At 71.4% G+C, this 15799-nt stretch carries 14 protein-coding genes and 1 pseudogene; 2 read left to right on the forward strand and 13 right to left on the reverse strand.

The window, feature by feature from the left end; translation table 11 throughout:
- Positions 1–103: 103 nt before the first annotated feature.
- From SPOPO_RS0121875 to SPOPO_RS0121900, 6 genes and pseudogenes are all read right to left on the reverse strand, one after another.
- Positions 104–925 (reverse strand): annotated as a pseudogene (locus tag SPOPO_RS0121875) (ATP-binding cassette domain-containing protein); the annotation flags it as partial.
- Positions 918–1922, reverse strand: a complete 1005-nt coding sequence (locus SPOPO_RS0121880; RefSeq protein WP_019877239.1) for an ABC transporter ATP-binding protein — start codon at positions 1920–1922, stop codon at positions 918–920. The pseudogene SPOPO_RS0121875 and the gene SPOPO_RS0121880, both read right to left, overlap by 8 nt.
- Positions 1919–2788 carry an ABC transporter permease gene (locus tag SPOPO_RS0121885; RefSeq protein ID WP_019877240.1) on the reverse strand — a complete coding sequence of 290 codons (870 nt, stop codon included), beginning with the start codon at positions 2786–2788 and terminating at the stop codon, positions 1919–1921. Before SPOPO_RS0121885 ends, SPOPO_RS0121880 begins: the two co-directional genes overlap by 4 nt.
- The gene (locus tag SPOPO_RS0121890) at positions 2785–3726 is read right to left on the reverse strand and encodes an ABC transporter permease (RefSeq protein WP_019877241.1); all 942 of its coding nucleotides are present in this window, start codon (positions 3724–3726) and stop codon (positions 2785–2787) included. The genes SPOPO_RS0121885 and SPOPO_RS0121890 overlap by 4 nt, the downstream gene beginning before the upstream one ends.
- Positions 3723–5216, reverse strand: coding sequence for an ABC transporter substrate-binding protein (locus tag SPOPO_RS0121895; RefSeq protein WP_028985014.1), 1494 nt, complete (start codon positions 5214–5216; stop codon positions 3723–3725). Before SPOPO_RS0121895 ends, SPOPO_RS0121890 begins: the two co-directional genes overlap by 4 nt.
- Before the next feature lie 170 nt (positions 5217–5386).
- Positions 5387–5809 carry a hypothetical protein gene (locus SPOPO_RS0121900; protein WP_019877243.1) on the reverse strand — a complete coding sequence of 141 codons (423 nt, stop codon included), beginning with the start codon at positions 5807–5809 and terminating at the stop codon, positions 5387–5389.
- Positions 5810–5984: 175 nt separating this feature from the next.
- Between SPOPO_RS0121900 and SPOPO_RS0121905 the strand changes: the two genes are divergently transcribed.
- Positions 5985–6437, forward strand: a complete 453-nt coding sequence (locus SPOPO_RS0121905; RefSeq protein ID WP_019877244.1) for a cupin domain-containing protein — start codon at positions 5985–5987, stop codon at positions 6435–6437.
- Between the two features lie 27 nt (positions 6438–6464).
- Here SPOPO_RS0121905 and SPOPO_RS33145 read toward each other — a convergent pair whose 3' ends face one another.
- Together SPOPO_RS33145 and metH are read right to left on the reverse strand one after the other, a co-directional pair.
- Positions 6465–6923, reverse strand: coding sequence for an NUDIX hydrolase (locus SPOPO_RS33145; protein WP_051098419.1), 459 nt, complete (start codon positions 6921–6923; stop codon positions 6465–6467).
- Between the two features lie 69 nt (positions 6924–6992).
- Positions 6993–10508, reverse strand: a complete 3516-nt coding sequence (gene metH, locus SPOPO_RS0121915; RefSeq protein WP_051098683.1) for a methionine synthase — start codon at positions 10506–10508, stop codon at positions 6993–6995.
- Positions 10509–10596: 88 nt separating this feature from the next.
- Between metH and SPOPO_RS0121920 the strand changes: the two genes are divergently transcribed.
- Positions 10597–11463, forward strand: a complete 867-nt coding sequence (locus tag SPOPO_RS0121920; RefSeq protein ID WP_019877247.1) for a PAC2 family protein — start codon at positions 10597–10599, stop codon at positions 11461–11463.
- A gap of 50 nt (positions 11464–11513) precedes the next feature.
- Here SPOPO_RS0121920 and SPOPO_RS33150 read toward each other — a convergent pair whose 3' ends face one another.
- From SPOPO_RS33150 to SPOPO_RS0121945, 5 genes are all read right to left on the reverse strand, one after another.
- Positions 11514–12245, reverse strand: coding sequence for a class F sortase (locus SPOPO_RS33150; protein ID WP_051098420.1), 732 nt, complete (start codon positions 12243–12245; stop codon positions 11514–11516).
- Positions 12242–13012 (reverse strand): hypothetical protein, encoded by a 771-nt coding sequence (locus tag SPOPO_RS0121930; protein ID WP_019877248.1) that lies wholly within the window; start codon positions 13010–13012, stop codon positions 12242–12244. The genes SPOPO_RS33150 and SPOPO_RS0121930 overlap by 4 nt, the downstream gene beginning before the upstream one ends.
- A 193-nt stretch (positions 13013–13205) precedes the next feature.
- Positions 13206–14432 carry a cysteine--1-D-myo-inosityl 2-amino-2-deoxy-alpha-D-glucopyranoside ligase gene (mshC, locus tag SPOPO_RS0121935; RefSeq protein ID WP_019877249.1) on the reverse strand — a complete coding sequence of 409 codons (1227 nt, stop codon included), beginning with the start codon at positions 14430–14432 and terminating at the stop codon, positions 13206–13208.
- A gap of 17 nt (positions 14433–14449) precedes the next feature.
- Entirely contained in the window at positions 14450–15208 is a 759-nt protein-coding gene (locus SPOPO_RS0121940; RefSeq protein ID WP_019877250.1) for an SCO1664 family protein, read from the reverse strand.
- A complete protein-coding gene (locus SPOPO_RS0121945) occupies positions 15205–15774 on the reverse strand; it encodes a DUF3090 domain-containing protein (RefSeq protein WP_019877251.1) in 570 nt (189 codons plus the stop codon). The genes SPOPO_RS0121940 and SPOPO_RS0121945 overlap by 4 nt, the downstream gene beginning before the upstream one ends.
- Positions 15775–15799: the final 25 nt, after the last annotated feature.

A 15799-nucleotide genomic window follows, 5' to 3' on the forward strand; every position in this document is an offset into this window, starting at 1 on the left:
CTGACCGAGCTTGGCGCGCCGGGACCCGGGCCGCGCCTCAGCGATGCACTCGCTCAACAGCGGGGCCGCGAACGCTACTGAACCCTCCCCGATGCCATCTTCAGCCGGCCGGAGGCGACGACCGTCGCGCCCGCGCCGCGGCCGGGGTGGCGGGCGGGACGGCGTCGAGCAGCGTCCGGGTGTAGTGGTGCCGGGGGTTCGCCGTGATCTCCGCGGCGGTCCCCTCCTCGACGAGCTTTCCTGCGGACATCACCGCGATCCGGTCGCTGACGTGCTCGACGACCGCGAGGTCGTGGGAGATGAACAGGCTCGTCAGGCCGAGGTCGGTGGTGAGGTCGGTGAGCAGGTTGAGCACCTGCGCCTGGACGGAGACGTCGAGGGCGGCGACCGGCTCGTCGAACACGACCAGGTCCGGCTCGGCGGCCAGGGCCCGGGCGATGCCGACGCGCTGACGCTGCCCGCCGGAGAGCTCGTAGGGGCGCCGGTTCGCCCCGTTCGGGTCGAGGCCGACGCGGTCGAGGAGTGCGGCGACGCGCTCGGTGCGTTCCTTCCCCTTCCGCAGGCCGTGGACGGCGAGGGGCTCGGCGATGCTCGCCCCGATCGTGAACCGCGGGTCGAGGGAGGCGTACGGGTCCTGGAACACGACCGCCGTCCGGCGGCGCAGGGCCCGCAGGTCACGGCGGGACGCGTCGGTGACGTCGGTGCCGTCGAAGCGCACCCGTCCGCTCGTGGGCTCGATCAGGCGCAGCGCGGCCATCGCCAGCGTCGACTTCCCGGAGCCGGACTCCCCCACCAGCCCCAGCGTCGTCCCGCGCTCGACGCGCAGGCTGACGCCGTCGACCGCCTTGCGGACCTCGCCGCGGCGGCCGCGGATCGTGAAGTGGACCGCGAGGTCCTCGACCTCGAGGAGGGCGGGCTCAGGCATGCGGCACACCCTCCCTCGGCAGGTCCGTCAGGTCGTAGAACACCGCGGCGCGGTGGTTCGGCGCGACCTCGCGCAGCGGCGGAGCCTCGGTGTCGCACCGCGGGTCGGCGGCGACCGGGCAGCGCGGGCGGAACGCGCACCCCGGCGGCCGGTTGACCGGGTCGGGCGGGCGGCCCGGGATGGCGGTCAGCCGGTCCCGGGGCTGACCGAGGATCGGCCGGGCGGCGAGCAGGGCCCGGGTGTACGGATGACGGGGGTCGGAGAAGAGGTCGTCGATGCTCGCCTCCTCGACCACGCGCCCGGCGTACATGACCGCGACCCGGTCGGCGATGCCGGCGACGACGCCGAGGTCGTGGCTGATCCAGATCACCGCGGTGCCGAGGCGTTCCTGGAGCCGCGCCACCAGATCCAGAATCTGTGCCTGGACGGTGACGTCGAGCGCGGTCGTCGCCTCGTCCGCGATGAGGACGGACGGGTCACAGGCGAGCGCAATCGCGATCATCACCCGCTGACGCAGGCCGCCGGAGAGTTCGTGCGGGTGGGACCGGAGCCGACTGCGGGCGTCGGGGATGCCGACTGCTTCGAGCAGTTCGACGGCGCGGTCCTCGGCCGCGCGGCCGGTGAGGTTCAGGTGGACCTCCATGCCCTCGGTGAGCTGCCGGCCGACGGTGAGCATCGGATTGAGCGAGGTCATCGGGTCCTGGAAGACCATCGCGACGCCGCGGCCGCGAACCGCGCGCAGCTGCTTCTGAGAGGCCGTCAGGAGATCGGTGTCGCCGAAGCGGACGGCGCCGGTGACCGTCGTCCCCCGCTCCGGGAGCAGGCCGAGCACCGCGAGCGAGGTGACGCTCTTGCCGGAGCCGGACTCCCCCACGATCGCGAGGGTCTCCCCCGGCCGGACGTCGAAGCTGACGCCGTCGACGGCGCGCGCGGGGCCCCGGGCGGTGTCGAACGTGACCGCGAGGTCCGACACGGCCAGGACGGGCGGGACCGTCACTCGGCACCTCCCCGGCTCGCCGCCTCCATGGCGCCGCGCTCACGTGGGTCGAGGGCGTCGCGCAGCGCGTCGCCGACGAGATTGCAGGCGAGCACGACGAGAAAGATCGCCAGGCCCGGGAAGGCCGCGACCCACCAGGAGTCCTCCATGTAGTCCCGGCCCTCGGCGAGCATGCCGCCCCAGGACGGGTCGGGCGGCTGCGTCCCGAGGCCGATGAAGGACAGCGCCGCCTCGGCGAGCAGGGCGAACGCAAGGCTGATCGAGACCTGCACGATGACGGGGCCCGAGATGTTCGGCAGGACGTGGCGGGTCAGGATCCGGGCGTCGGAGGCGCCCACCGAGCGGGCGGCGCGCACGTAGACGGTCTCGCGGACCGAGAGCGTCCCCGCCCGCGCGATACGGGCGAAGATCGGGATGTAGACGATGCCGATGGCGATCGTCGCGTTCGTCGGGCCCGGACCGCGGACCGCGAGGATCGCGATCGCGAGCAGAATCGCGGGGAACGCGAACAGGACGTCCATCGAGCGCATGAGCAGCGCGTCGAGCCAACCGCGGTAATAGCCCGCGAGCAGGCCGATCAGTACGCCGGCGACGGCGGCGATGGTCACGGCGAGCAGCGCCACCTTCAGCGACGCCGAGGCCCCGACGAGCACGCGGGAGAGGATGTCCCGCCCGAGCTGGTCGGTGCCGAAGACGTGGTCCCCGTCCGGGGCGGCGAGGCGGCCCTCCACGACGTCGACGTCGTTGGCGCCGTAGGGCGCGAGGGCGTCGCCGAACACCCCGACGACCACGAACGCCAGCAGGACGAGCGCGCCGAACGCGCCGAGGGGGTTCCCCACGACGGCCCGCAGCATGCCGCGCGTCATGTGAGGCTGATCCTCGGGTCGAGCCACGCGTAGAGCAGGTCCACGACGAGGTTGACGAACAGGAAGACCGCCGCGAACAGGAGCACCGCGCCCTGCAGGACCGGATAGTCCCGCGCCTGCACCGACTGCAGCGCGAGCTGGCCGAGACCGTTCCAGGAGAAGACGATCTCGACGACGACCACGCCGGAGAGCAGATACGCGAGCTGGATGCCGATGACGGTCAGGACCGGTACCGCCGTGTTGCGCAGGACGTGACGGCGGATCACGACGCCCTCGGACAATCCCTTCGCGCGGGCGGTCCGGACGTGGTCCTCGCTGAGCACCTCGAGCGCGGCGGCGCGGACGAAGCGGGTCAGCACCGCGCCGGAGACCACCCCGACCGTCAGGGCGGGCAGGACGAGGTGCCGCAGCCACCGCACCGGGTCCTCCGTCAGCGGGACGTACCCGCCGGCCGGGAACCAGCCGAGCGACCCGGCGAGGATCAGGATCGCGAGGATGCCCAGCCAGAAGTCCGGCACCGAGATGCCGAACTGGCTGATCAGCGTCGCGGCCCGGTCGAGTACCGAGCGCGGCCGCAGGGCGGAGGCGAGCCCGAGCGGAACCGAGATCAGCAGGGCGACGACGATCGCGGCGACGGCGAGCGACACCGTTGCGGGCAGCCGTTCGGCGATGACCTCGGCGACCGGGTCCTCGCTGCGGAAGCTGACCCCGAGGTCGCCCGTCAGCGCGTTGCCGAGCCAGTGGAAGTACTGCGACACCAGCGGCCGGTCGAGGCCGGACTCCGCGCGCAGCGCGTCGTAGGTGCCCTGGTCGAAGCGGGTGCCGAGGGCGAGGCGGACGGGGTCGCCGGGGACGAGGTGGATCAGCGCGAACACCGCGATGCTGACGCCCCACAGGACGCCCACGGTGGCCAGGAGACGGCGCGTGAGGTAGTTCATTCGAACCTCACGTTCTCGAAGTTCACCGCGCGGTCGGGGCGGATCTCATACCCCGTCACGTCCGGCGACCAGCCCTGCACGACCTGCGGGTTGTAGAGGTAGAGGTAGCTCTCGGCGTCGACGATGCGCCGCGCGACCTGCTCGTACAGGTCCTCACGCGCCGCGGGGTCGGGCTCGGTGGCGGCGCGCTTGAGGAGGTCGTCGGTCTCGGGGTCGCAGTACTTCTGGTAGTTGTTCGAGCCGTCGCACGAGTGCTGCGACTGGTAGAAGTCGAACGGGTCGGCGTTGCCGATCCAGCCGAGCAGGAAGCTGTCGAAGTCGCCCTTGGACTGCCGGTCGAGCCAGGTCGCGAACTCCTCGACCTCGACCCGGACGTCGATGCCGACCTCGTGCAGGTTCGACGCGATCACCTGCGCGACCTGCACGGTCTCGGGATACTCGCTGGTGACCATCAGCTTGAGCTCCAACCGCGGGTGCCCGGCGTCGGCGAGCAGCGTCCGGGCCTTGGCGACGTCCCGGTTGATCGGGGCGTAGTCGGTGTGGCCGTACAGGCCCTCGGGGATCGCGGTCTGGATCGGCTTCGCCGCGTTCGGCTGCGCCGCCTCGGCGATCGCCTCCCGGTCCAGGCCGTGGTTGATCGCCTCACGGACGCGCTCGTCGTCGAACGGCTTCCGTTCGAAGTTCGTGGCCAGGTACCAGTAGTCGACACTCGGCACCTGACCGAGCGTCACGTGCTCGTCGTCCGCGAGCTTCTTGAGCTGGGACGGTGGAAGGTTGTCGGTCCAGTCGATCTCGCCGGTCTGCAGGGCGACCAAGGCCGTGGTCGGTTCGCTGACGAATCGGAACTCCAGCGACGAGACGTGCGGACCGTCGCCCCAGTAGTTCTCGTTCGGCAGCAGGGTGATGCCGGCGGCGGTGTCGCGGGCGACGCGGAACGGCCCGGTGCCGTCGGTCTCGCGGGCGAGGTTGAGCCGGTCGGCCGCGCCCTCGGGGAGAATCGCGGTGCCCTTGAAGCCGCCGAGCTCGGCGAGCAGGTACGGCGTGGGCTGCGAGAGGTCGACACGGACGGTGTGGGAGTCGACGGCGACGACGTCGGTGATCGGCTCCAGACGGAACGCGTTGGAGAGCTTCTCGTCGATGATCCGCTTGAGCGAGTAGACGACGTCGCCGGCGTCGAAGTCGTCCCCGCTCGCGAACTTCACGCCGCGGCGCAGCTGAAAGATCCAGGAGCGGCCGTCCTCGGCCGTGGTCCAGGACTCGGCGAGCTGCGGCTCGTAGCCGGTCCCGTCCGGCTTCGGGACGACCAGGGTGTCGTAGACGTTCTCCAGCACCTGGAAGCTGGCGTACGCCGTGGTCTTGTGCGGGTCGAGCTGGTCCGGCTCGCCGCTGATCGCCGCGACGAACGGCGTCGGACCCTTGTCGACCGCGTTCAGGCCCTCACCGCAGCCGGTGAGGGCCAGCAACCCGGCGAGAACCACTCCCACCGCCACCGACGCCGCCCGCGGCGGGCGCGGGCGGCGTGCGGGTGTGCGGGCAGCCGTCGTTCTCAGCTCCTGCCGGCGAGTGCGGAGAGGTTCTCGGAAAACCTGTCCGCCTCGCGGCGCCCGCAAACCCGCGGTGTCTGTGCAGCCTCTGGCAGTCGCGCCGCGAGGCCGGTAGGTCAGTCGGCGACGATGCGCTTGGCGACGTAGCGGCCGTTCCGCTTCTCGCCGGTGATGCGGACGTCGTCGTCCCGGCGCAGGTCGCGGAGGTTCACCCGGTCGCCGTCGCGCCAGATCTTCGCGTCCTTGGCGACGTGGACCGCGCGGTTCCGCTTGCCGAGGTCGACGACGATCTTGCGGTCGGCCCGGTCGATCGAGCGGATCTCGCCGTCGATGCGGAAGTAGCTGACGTTGTGGCGGTCGCTCTTCTTCCGGTCCTTCTTGTTCTTCTTGCGGTCGTCGCGGTCGTCGCGGTCGAAGAGGTTGCCGAGCAGGCCCCCGATGCCGGGCCCGTTGTCGGTGGGCGCGGCCACCGCCGGGGCGACCGGGGCCAGCAGGCCGAGGGTGAGCACGCCGGAGATGACCAGGGTCTTGCCGTTCATGGGGTGTCTCCTCGAATCGGCAGGTGGGAGGTTCGGAGAGGGTGTTCTCGGGACGAGTTGCTGATCAGTGCAGCGCATGGATTGCGCCGTTTCGGCGTCTTTTGCCAACTTTGGTGTTCGGGTCGGCCCGCTGTCCCGGTGTTGCTGCGAACGAGGTAGAACGAAGGAGCCCCGAATGGACCAGCGCTGGCGGACCGACGGCGTCGCGGTGATCCCGGCGGACTCGCTCGACTCGAACACGCCCCAGACCCCGGGGATGCACCGCGCGGCCGCGGTGAACGGCGCCCGGGTCGGTGCCCAGGGCCTCTGGGCCGGCACCGTGCGGATCTTCCCGGGCGCGCAGACCGGCGCTCATCATCACGGCGAGCTGGAGAGCGTCATCTACGTCGTGTCCGGCCTGGCCCGGATGCGCTGGGGCGAGCGCCTGGAGTTCACCGCCGAGGCCGGCCCCGGTGACTTCATTTGGGTCCCCCCGTTCGTCCCCCACCAGGAGATCAACGCCTCCCCCGACGCCGAGCTCCACTGCATCCTCGCCCGCTCCGGCCAGGAGGCGATCGTCGTCAACCTCGACATCGACGGCGTCGAGGTCCCGGAGACCGTCCCCTGGGTCGACCCGCTCCACCGCTGAACTCCATATCGTCCGGGGAATCGCGCGCTATGACGCGCCATTCCCCGGACGATGTGAATCTGGCAGCAGCTCGACAGCGAACTCGGCGAGGGCGACGAGCGGCCAAGTGCGCACCTCGCTCAGCGGCGCCCAGGCACAGCAGTCCGTGGTGTTGTCGACCTCGTGGACCAGGTCACCGGGCTCGGCCGTGACGTCGTAGACGAGTCCGACGAAATGCACCGGCGGCCAAGGCCGCTCAGACGTCCGCTCGAAGACGTGAGAAAAGACCGCGGCCACGCCGCCGCGCGTGCCGGCGAGCCCGGTCTCCTCCCGCAGCTCACGAAGGACGGCGTTGTCCGGGTGCTCCCCCGGCAGCACTCCGCCGCCGGGCAGCGTCCACCGCCCACCGTCGACCGCGTCCGGCGCCTGCCGCGCGAGCAGCACCGCCCCGTCCCGGACGCACAGCGCGTACGCCCCGAGGTACCGCTCCATCGCCCCGTCGCTCACCCGGCCACGCTAGGCCCATTGGAGATGACACCTCCAATGGGGCAATCAGACCAGCCACATCGTCGGACGTCAGGTGTTGAAGTACTTCGCCTCGGGGTGGTGGACGACGAGGGCGTCGGTGGACTGCTCCGGGTGGAGCTGGAGCTCCTCGGAGAGGACGACGCCGACGCGACCGGGTTCGAGGAGCTCGACCATCTTGGTGCGGTCCTCGAGGTCGGGGCAGGCGGGATAGCCGAAGGAGTAGCGGGAGCCGCGGTAGCCCTGGCGGAGCATGGCGTCGAGGTTGCCGTCCTCGTCGCCGAAGCCGAGTTCCTCGCGGACGCGGGCGTGCCACATCTCGGCGAAGGCCTCGGTCAGCTGGACCGAGAGGCCGTGGAGCTCGACGTAGTCGCGGTAGGAGTTCGCGGCGAACAGCTCGTTCGCGGCCTCGGAGATGCGGTTGCCCATCGTCACGAGCTGGAAGGCGATGACGTCGATCTCGCCCGAGGACTTCGGCCGGAAGAAGTCCGACAGGCACAGGTGCCGATCGCGGCGCTGGCGCGGGAACGAGAAGCGCAGGCGCTCCTGACCCTCCTGCGGGCCCTCGTGGTGCAGCACGACAAGGTCGTCACCCTCGGAGTAGCAGGGGAAGTAGCCGTAGACGACGGCCGCCTCGAGCATCTTCTCCGCGAGGATCCGGTCGAGCCACATGCGCAGGCGCGGACGGCCCTCGGTCTCGATCAACTCCGCGTAGTCCGGGCCCTCGCCGCCGCGGGTGGATTTCAGCCCCCACTGCCCGAGGAACAGCGCACGCTCGTCGATGTAGGACGAGTAGTCCGCGAGCGGGACGCCCTTGACGATGCGCGTCCCCCAGAACGGCGGGACCGGCACCTTGTTGTCGATGGCGACGTCGGAGCGCGCCGGCATCTGGTCGAGCGGGGTCAGCTCGAGCTTCGCTCCCCCACCGGTGACGCGACGCTTCTTCAGCGGCGGCAGCTCGGCGCCGGGGACGCCGCGCTTGACGGCCATGAAGGCGTCCATCAGCCGCAGGCCCTCGAAGGCGTCGCGGGCGTAGCGGACCTGACCGGTGAACTGGTCGGCGAGGTCCTCCTCGACGAACGCGCGGGTGAGCGCGGCACCACCGAGCAGGACCGGCCACTTGTCGGCGAGCTGACGGCTCGTCAGCTCTTCGAGGTTCTCCTTCATGATGACCGTCGACTTCACGAGCAGACCCGACATGCCGACGACGTCGGCGCGGTTGGACTCGGCGGCCTCGACGATCGCCGCGATCGGCTGCTTGATGCCGATGTTCACGACCTTGTAGCCGTTGTTGCTCAGGATGATGTCGACGAGGTTCTTGCCGATGTCGTGGACGTCGCCCTTGACCGTGGCGAGCACGATCGTGCCCTTGCCGGTCTCCTCGACGCCCTCCGCCTTCTCCATGTGCGGCTCGAGGTACGCGACCGCGGTCTTCATGACCTCGGCCGACTGGAGCACGAAGGGCAGCTGCATCTGGCCCGAGCCGAACAGCTCGCCGACGGTCTTCATGCCGGCCAGCAGCGTCTCGTTGATGATCTCGAGGGCCGGGCGCTCTTTGAGCGCCTCGTCGAGGTCGCCCTCCAGGCCCTTCCGCGCGCCGTCGACGATGCGCCGCTCCAGCCGGGCGAACAGCGGCAGGCCGAGGAGCTCGGACTCCTTCTCCGCGGCCATCGACTTGGTGTCGACGCCCTCGAAAAGCTCGAGGAACTTCTGCAGCGGGTCGTACGCCGGGGTGTCCCCCTCGGCCGGACGACGCCGGTCGTAGATCAGGTCGAGGGCGGTGTTCCGCTGCTCCTCGGGGATCCGCGCCATCGGCAGGATCTTCGACGCGTGCGCGATCGCGGAGTCCAGCCCCGCCTTCACGCACTCGTTGAGGAACACCGAGTTCAGCACGATGCGCGCAGCCGGGTTCAGGCCGAAGGAGATGTTCGACAGACCCAGCGTCGTCTGGACGGTCGGGTACCGCTGCTTGAGCAGTCGGATGCCCTCGATGGTCTCCAGGCCGTCCTTGCGGGACTCCTCCAGACCGGCACCGATCGTGAAGGTGAGGGTGTCGACGAAGATGTCCTCGACCCGCATGCCCCACTTGGCGACGAGATCGTCGATCGTGCGGGAGGCGATCTCGACCTTGCGCTCCGCGGTGCGCGCCTGGCCCTGCTCGTCGATGCACATGACGACGACGCCGGCGCCGTGCTCCTGCACCAGCGGCATGATCCGCGCGAACCGGGACTCCGGCCCGTCGCCGTCCTCGAAGTTGACCGAGTTGACGATGACGCGGCCGCCGAGGCACTCCAGCCCCGCCTGCAGCACCGCGGGCTCGGTCGAGTCGAGCATGATCGGCAGCGTCGAGGCGGTCGCGAGCCGTCCCGCAAGCTCCTTCATGTCGGCGACCCCGTCGCGGCCGACGTAGTCGACGCAGAGGTCGAGCAGGTGCGCACCGTCGCGGATCTGCGCCCGGGCGATGTCGATGCAGTCGTCCCACCGCGCCTCGAGCATCGCCTCGCGGAACGCCTTCGAGCCGTTGGCGTTGGTGCGCTCGCCGATGGCGAGGTACGAGGCGTCCTGCTTGAACGGCACCGCCGTGTAGAGCGACGCGACGCCGGGCTCGGGGCGCGGACGCCGCGTGCCCTTCTCGGTCGCGCGGACGCGCTCGACCAGCGCGCGCAGGTGCTCCGGCGTCGTGCCGCAGCAGCCGCCGACCAGCGAGAGCCCGTAGTCGCGGATGAACGTGGCCTGCGCGTCGGCGAGCTCGCCGGCGCTGAGCGGGTAGTGCGCGCCGTTCGGGCCGAGCACCGGCAGGCCCGCGTTCGGCATGCAACTGACGCCGATGGTCGCGTGCTTGGCGAGGTAGCGCAGGTGCTCGCTCATCTCGGCCGGGCCGGTGGCGCAGTTCAGGCCGATCAGCTCGATGCCCAACTGCTCCAGCGCCGTCAGGGCCGCGCCGATCTCCGAGCCGAGCAGCATCGTCCCGGTCGTCTCGACCGTGACCTGGGCGAAGACGGGGACGTCGATGCCGGTGGCCGCGATCGCCCGCCGCGCGCCGACGATCGAGGCCTTGGTCTGCAGCAGGTCCTGGCTGGTCTCGACCAGGACGGCGTCGATGCCGCCCGCGAGCATGCCCTCGGTCTGCTGCTGGTAGGCGTCGCGGAGGAGCGCGTAGGGCGCGTGGCCCAGCGTCGGCAGCTTCGTCCCGGGACCCATCGAGCCCAGCACCCAGCGCTGTTGCCCGGTCTCGGCGGTCCAGTGGTCGGCGGACTCCCGCGCGATGCGCGCACCGGCCTCCGCGAGCTCGAAGATCCGCTCCGGGATCTCGTACTCACCGAGGTTGGCGTAGTTGGCGCCGAACGTGTTGGTCTCGACCGCGTCGCAGCCGACCTCGAAGTACGCGTCGTGGACGGCGCGGACGACCTCGGGCCGGGTGACGTTGAGGATCTCGTTGCAGCCCTCGTAACCCTGGAAGTCCTCCAGCGAGAGGTCATGGGCCTGGAGCATCGTCCCCATGGCGCCGTCGGCAACGACGACGCGCTCGGCGAGGGCGCGACGCAACTCCTGTGGGGACGGGCTCATGGAGGCCACATGGTAGTCCTCGCCGTCCGATAGGTTCGACGGATATGTCCGCAGGGCACCAGCGGACCGATTCGGGAAGGACGGCACCGTGATCACGTTCGAGGGCGCGGACGCGCTCGTGGACCCGGTGCTGCTCGCGTCGTTCGAGGGTTGGAACGACGCTGCGGAGTCGGCGTCCGGGGCGCTCGCGCACCTGACCAGCGTGTGGAACGCCCGCCTCATCGGCGAACTGGACCCGGACGAGTACTACGACTTCCAGGTGAATCGCCCGTCGATCTCCGTCGACGTGGAGCCCGGTGTGTCCCGCGTCACCTGGCCGACGACGCGGTTCTACGCCGCCCGCCTCGACAACGGCCGCGATGTGGTTCTCATGCGCGGCGTCGAGCCGAACATGCGCTGGCGCGGGTTCTGTGAGGAGATCCTCGACGCCTGCCGGACGCTCGGCGTCGAGACGGTGATCACCCTCGCGGCCCTGCTCGGCGACGCTCCGCACACCCGGCCGGTGCCGGTGCGCGGCACGTCGATCGACCCGCTGCTGCGCGCGAAGCTCGGCCTGGAGCCGTCGAGCTACTCCGGCCCGACCGGGATCGTCGGCGTCTTCCAGGACGCCTGCACCCAGGCCGGTCTGCCGGCCGCGTCCTACTGGGCCGCGGTTCCCTACTACGTCGCCCAGCCGCCGTGTCCGAAGGCGACGCTCGCGCTACTCGGCAAGATCGAGGACGTCCTCGACGTGACCATCCCCCTCGGCGACCTGCCCGACGAGGCCCGCGCCTGGCAGGACGGCGTCGACGAACTCGCCGCCGAGGACCAGGAGGTCGCCGACTACGTGCGGTCCCTGGAGGAGGCGAAGGACACCACCGAGCTCCCCGAGGCCTCCGGCGAGGCGATCGCGAAGGAGTTCGAGCGTTACCTCCGCCGCCGCGACGAGGGCCGCGGCCCCCTCGGCCCCAGCTGACGCCGCGTCACCTGTCAAGAAAGGGTGTCACCCTTTCTTGACCGGGCGGGCTACTTGGCGAGGTCGGCGAAGACGACGACGTTGCGGGGGAACCCGCCCTTGGCCTGGTCGTAGGCGCCGGTCGAGGTGATCAGACGCAGCTGAACCGACTTGCCGCTGCCGTAGATCCGCTTCTCGGGCACCTGGCCGGCTTTGAACTGCTCGACCGAGCGGACGACGAACGTCAGCTCCTGGCCCGCCTGGGTCGTGACGGTGAAGCGGTCGCCGGCCTGAGCGTCGACGAGCTTGGCGAAGACGTCCGCACCGGCCTGGCTGCGGCGGCCGAGGACGACGGCGCGACCCGGCTGGCCCGGCTCCGGGCCGCTCTCGATCCAGCCGGCGCGCCCGAGGTCGGGCACCTGGAGCACCTGAGTGATCGGGTCCGTCGCCAGGGCGTCGAGCTCGGTGCTGATGCCGAGGCGCGCGAAGGTCAGGGTCGCCGGGTAGTGCTCCTGGCCCGCGACGACGGTGTTCTGGGCGACCGCGGGCTGCTCGGAGTCCCAGGGCCAGCCGCCGAGGCCACCGATGAACAGGACCGGGGTCGCGGACAGGGCCGCGAGCGCGAGGTGGAGCTTGGACATGCGGGTCCACGAGCGACCGCGTCCGGGCTCCTCCTCGGCGACGGCCGCCGCGGCCGCGGCGAACTCCTCACCGGTGTGCTCGGCGAACAGGTCGTGCTCGTCGGTCTCGTCGACGTCGGCGCGCTTCACGAGCACCCCGCCGCGTTCGGCGCGCTTGATCACAGCGAACCTCCGACCGAGCCGTTGATCAGGCCGCGGCGACCCGCGGTGCTCGCCGCACCGGCGGCGCCGGTGACGGCGATACCCCCCAACACGATCAGGGCGATGGTGGCGGCCCCGGCGCCGGCCGCGGCGGCCTCGGCCGCGTTGGACGGGAAGATGCCGCGGATGTCGTTGACCAGGCCGGGCAGACCGCCGGGCTCGGGCTTCTTCTCCGGCTCGCGGACGACGGGGGCCGGGGCGACGGGCGTCTGCTCCATCGGCGCGGTCCAGGTCGAGCCCGGGTCCGCGATCGAGTCGACGCGGTCGGTCTCGGTCGGCTTCTTGACCGGCTTCTTCGGCGGCAGGACCGTCTGCGGGGCCGGCTGGGGCTTGGAGCCGGTCTTGGCCGGCTCCGACAGGCCGAGGCCGTCGGTCAGACCGCCCACGGCGCCGCCGAGCAGCGGCAGCTCCTTGGTGGTCTTGGTCAGGTTGTCGACGGTCTTCCCAAGCAGCGGCTTGTCCGCGTTCGCGGCGACCTCCTCCGGCGTCCGGATGCCGAGCGAGTCGCCCAGCAGCCCGTCGACGGTGCCGAGCAGGTTGTGGAGCAGGACGCCCACCTGCGGCAGCGACAGCGGCGGGACCGTGGACTGCGTCGTGCTGCTCGGCGAGTTGGTCGTCGGCGCCGGGTTCGTCGCGGCGGAGGCGGCGCCGGTGCCCACAGCCGAGACGGCAGCCGTCGCCACGATCACGGTCGCCAGTCGGCGAGCGGTGGTGGAACGGACTGCCATGGCGGTGCCTCCATCAGAACGACGTACACGATCCGTGTGTACCTGAGTTGACGTGCCGGGCCCGCGGAAGGACTCAGGTCCCGCGCTAAATGGCCCTTAAGGATGAGAGGCGAATCGGACAAATCAACAAAACGCCCCGGCCAGGGCCACCTCGACGATCTTGAGCCGGGTCAGCGGGCGGCAGCCCGGAGGGTCAGAGCGCGACGCCCAGCAGGGCGTCCGAGAGGCGCGAGACGACCCCCGGCGCCCCGAGATCCGACCCGCCCTCGGCCTCCTGGCGGGCCGCCCAGGCGTCGATGGCCGCCAGCGCGGTGGGAGCGTCCAGGTCGTGCGCGACCGCCGTCCGGACGGCGGCCAGCGTCTCGGTGGCGTCCGGACCGTCCGGCCGGGAGACGGCGGCGCGCCAGCGCGCGAGCCGCTCCTGAGCCTGCGTCAGCACGTCGTCGGTGTACTCCCAGTCGGTGGCGTAGTGCCGGCTGAGCAGCGCGAGCCGGATCGCCGCGGGCTCCACGCCGGCGGCACGCAGCTTCGAGACGAACACGAGGTTGCCGCGCGACTTCGACATCTTCTCGCCCTCGTAGCCGACCAGCCCGGCGTGCACGAAGGAGCGGACGAATCGGGGCTCTCCGGTCAGGACGTGGGCGTGGGAGGTGCCCATCTCGTGGTGCGGGAACGCGAGGTCGCGGCCGCCGCCCATCACGTCGACGACGTTCCCGAGCAGGTTCCGGGCGATCGCGGTGCACTCGATGTGCCAGCCGGGGCGGCCGGGGCCGGCCGGGGACTCCCACGCGGGCTCCCCCGGGCGTTCGCCGCGCCAGACCAGGGCGTCCAGCGGGTCCTTCTTGCCGGCCCGGTCGGGGTCGCCCCCGCGCTCGGCGAAGAACTCCAGCATCTCGGCCGGCGAGAGGTTCGCGACCGACCCGAAGGCCGGGTCGGCGTGCACCGAGAAGTAGGTGTCCGGCTCGACCTCGTAGAGCGCGCCGCGCTCGCGGAGCCCGACGAGGAAGTCGTTGATCACCGGGATCGCCTCGACGGCCCCGACGTAGTGCTCCGGCGCGAGGACGCGCAGCGCGATCATGTCCTCGCGGAAGAGCTCGGTCTCCCGGGCGGCCAGTTCGCGCCAGTCGTCACCGGTGGCGTTCGCGCGCTCGAGCAGCGGGTCGTCGACGTCGGTGACGTTCTGGACGTAGTGCACCGGCACGCCGCTGTCGCGCACAGCGCGGTTCAGCAGGTCGAACGTGACGTAGGTGTTCGCGTGGCCCAGGTGTGTCGCGTCGTACGGGGTGATGCCGCACACGTACATCCGGAAGTCCGCCCCGGTCACGGCGGGGACCAGGGCGCCCGAGGACGTGTCCCGGACCTGCACCGGCAGTCCCTGGCCGGGCAGCCGGGGGATCTCCGGGGAGGGCCAGGCGTGCATGAGTGTCACCCTAATTTCTAGAACGGGGGCCAGGGGACGGCGGGCCAGCCGTCCTCGCGCGGCTCGGGGTGGACCCCCGTGCGCAACAACCGGGTCAACCGCCGGCGGGTGGCGGTCGATTCCCGGGGGGTGAGCAGGTCGGCGATCCGCGGGCCCAGCGCCTGGTCCCAGTCGGCGTCCAGCGCCTCCAGCACCTCGACGGCCTCGTCCGGCAGCGGCAGGCCCGCCCAGCCCCAGAGCAGGGTGCGGAGCTTGTTCTCCACCGCGAAGCACACGCCGTGGTCGATGCCGTAGACGTCACCGGCGACCGTGGGCAGCAGGTGCCCACCCTTGCGGTCGGCGTTGTTGATCACGGCGTCGAGAACGGCGATACGGCGCAGCCGGTCGTCGTCGGAGCGCACGAGCTGCCCGAGGTCGACGGTGTCGTCGACCTCGATCCACAGCTGCGCCATCCCCGGCCCCCACGGCCCGTCGCGCAACACCGTCGGCGGGACGATGTTCCAGCCGGTGGCGGCCGAGACCTCGTAGGCACTGACCTCACGCGCGGCCAGGGTGCCGTCCGGGAAGTCCCAGAGCGGCCGCTCCCCCGCGATCGGCTTGTGCACGCACGCCGTCGTCACCCCGTCGAGGGTCACCGCGCAGTACAGCGTCGCGTTCGAGGCGTCGACGAGCCGGCCGATCACCTCGAGCTCACCGCGGGTCAGCAGGTCGAGCAGACCGGCTTCGTCCAGGTCCGGCGGATCGAAGGTCGGGATCTCGTCGGCGCGCTCACTCAACGTCGGTAACCGTTGGCCCGCGGACAGATGTGGCCGGCCGGGTCGAGCGGCAGGCCGCAGAACGGGCACGACGGCCGGCCGGCCGAGACCACGGACTGGGCGCGGCGGGCGAACGCCCGGGCCATCTCGCCGGTGAGCCGGACGCGCAGGACGTCGGGGCCCTCCGGGTTGTCCTCCTCGTCGTCCAGCGCAGGCCCGGTGCCCTCGGGGTCGTCCTCGCCGGGGGCCTGGGCCACGATCACGAGCCGCTCGGCGCTGGGGTCCCAGCCCAGCGCCAGGGTGCCGACGCGGAAGTCCTCCTCGATCGGCCCCTCGAGCGGGTCGAGGTCGTCGACGGCGTCGACCGGCGGCGGCACGGGGACGTCCCCACCGGTGACGCGGAGCACCTCGTCGAGCAGCTTGTCGATCTGCTCCGCGAGCAGCGCCACCTGCTGCTTCTCCAGGGCGACGCTGGTGATGCGGCCGGCGCCGCGGGCCTGGAGGAAGAAGGTGCGCGAGCCCGGCTCGCCGACCGTCCCGGCGACGAACCGCTCGGGCGGGTCGTAGAAGAAGACCTGGCGTGGCACGGTTCTGACCTTACGTCTCGGGCGA

It is taken from the genome of Sporichthya polymorpha DSM 43042, assembly GCF_000384115.1.
Taxonomy (GTDB): domain Bacteria; phylum Actinomycetota; class Actinomycetes; order Sporichthyales; family Sporichthyaceae; genus Sporichthya; species Sporichthya polymorpha.

Excerpts from the sequence above, each read along its gene's own strand:
- SPOPO_RS0121885 (WP_019877240.1), bottom strand. The coding sequence starts at position 2,788 with ATGACGCGCGGCATGCTGCGGGCCGTCGTGGGGAACCCCCTCGGCGCG.
- SPOPO_RS0121890 (WP_019877241.1), bottom strand. The coding sequence starts at position 3,726 with ATGAACTACCTCACGCGCCGTCTCCTGGCCACCGTGGGCGTCCTGTGG.
- SPOPO_RS0121900 (WP_019877243.1), bottom strand. The coding sequence starts at position 5,809 with ATGAACGGCAAGACCCTGGTCATCTCCGGCGTGCTCACCCTCGGCCTG.
- SPOPO_RS0121905 (WP_019877244.1), top strand. The coding sequence starts at position 5,985 with ATGGACCAGCGCTGGCGGACCGACGGCGTCGCGGTGATCCCGGCGGAC.
- metH (WP_051098683.1), bottom strand. The coding sequence starts at position 10,508 with ATGAGCCCGTCCCCACAGGAGTTGCGTCGCGCCCTCGCCGAGCGCGTC.
- SPOPO_RS0121930 (WP_019877248.1), bottom strand. The coding sequence starts at position 13,012 with ATGGCAGTCCGTTCCACCACCGCTCGCCGACTGGCGACCGTGATCGTG.
- mshC (WP_019877249.1), bottom strand. The coding sequence starts at position 14,432 with ATGCACGCCTGGCCCTCCCCGGAGATCCCCCGGCTGCCCGGCCAGGGA.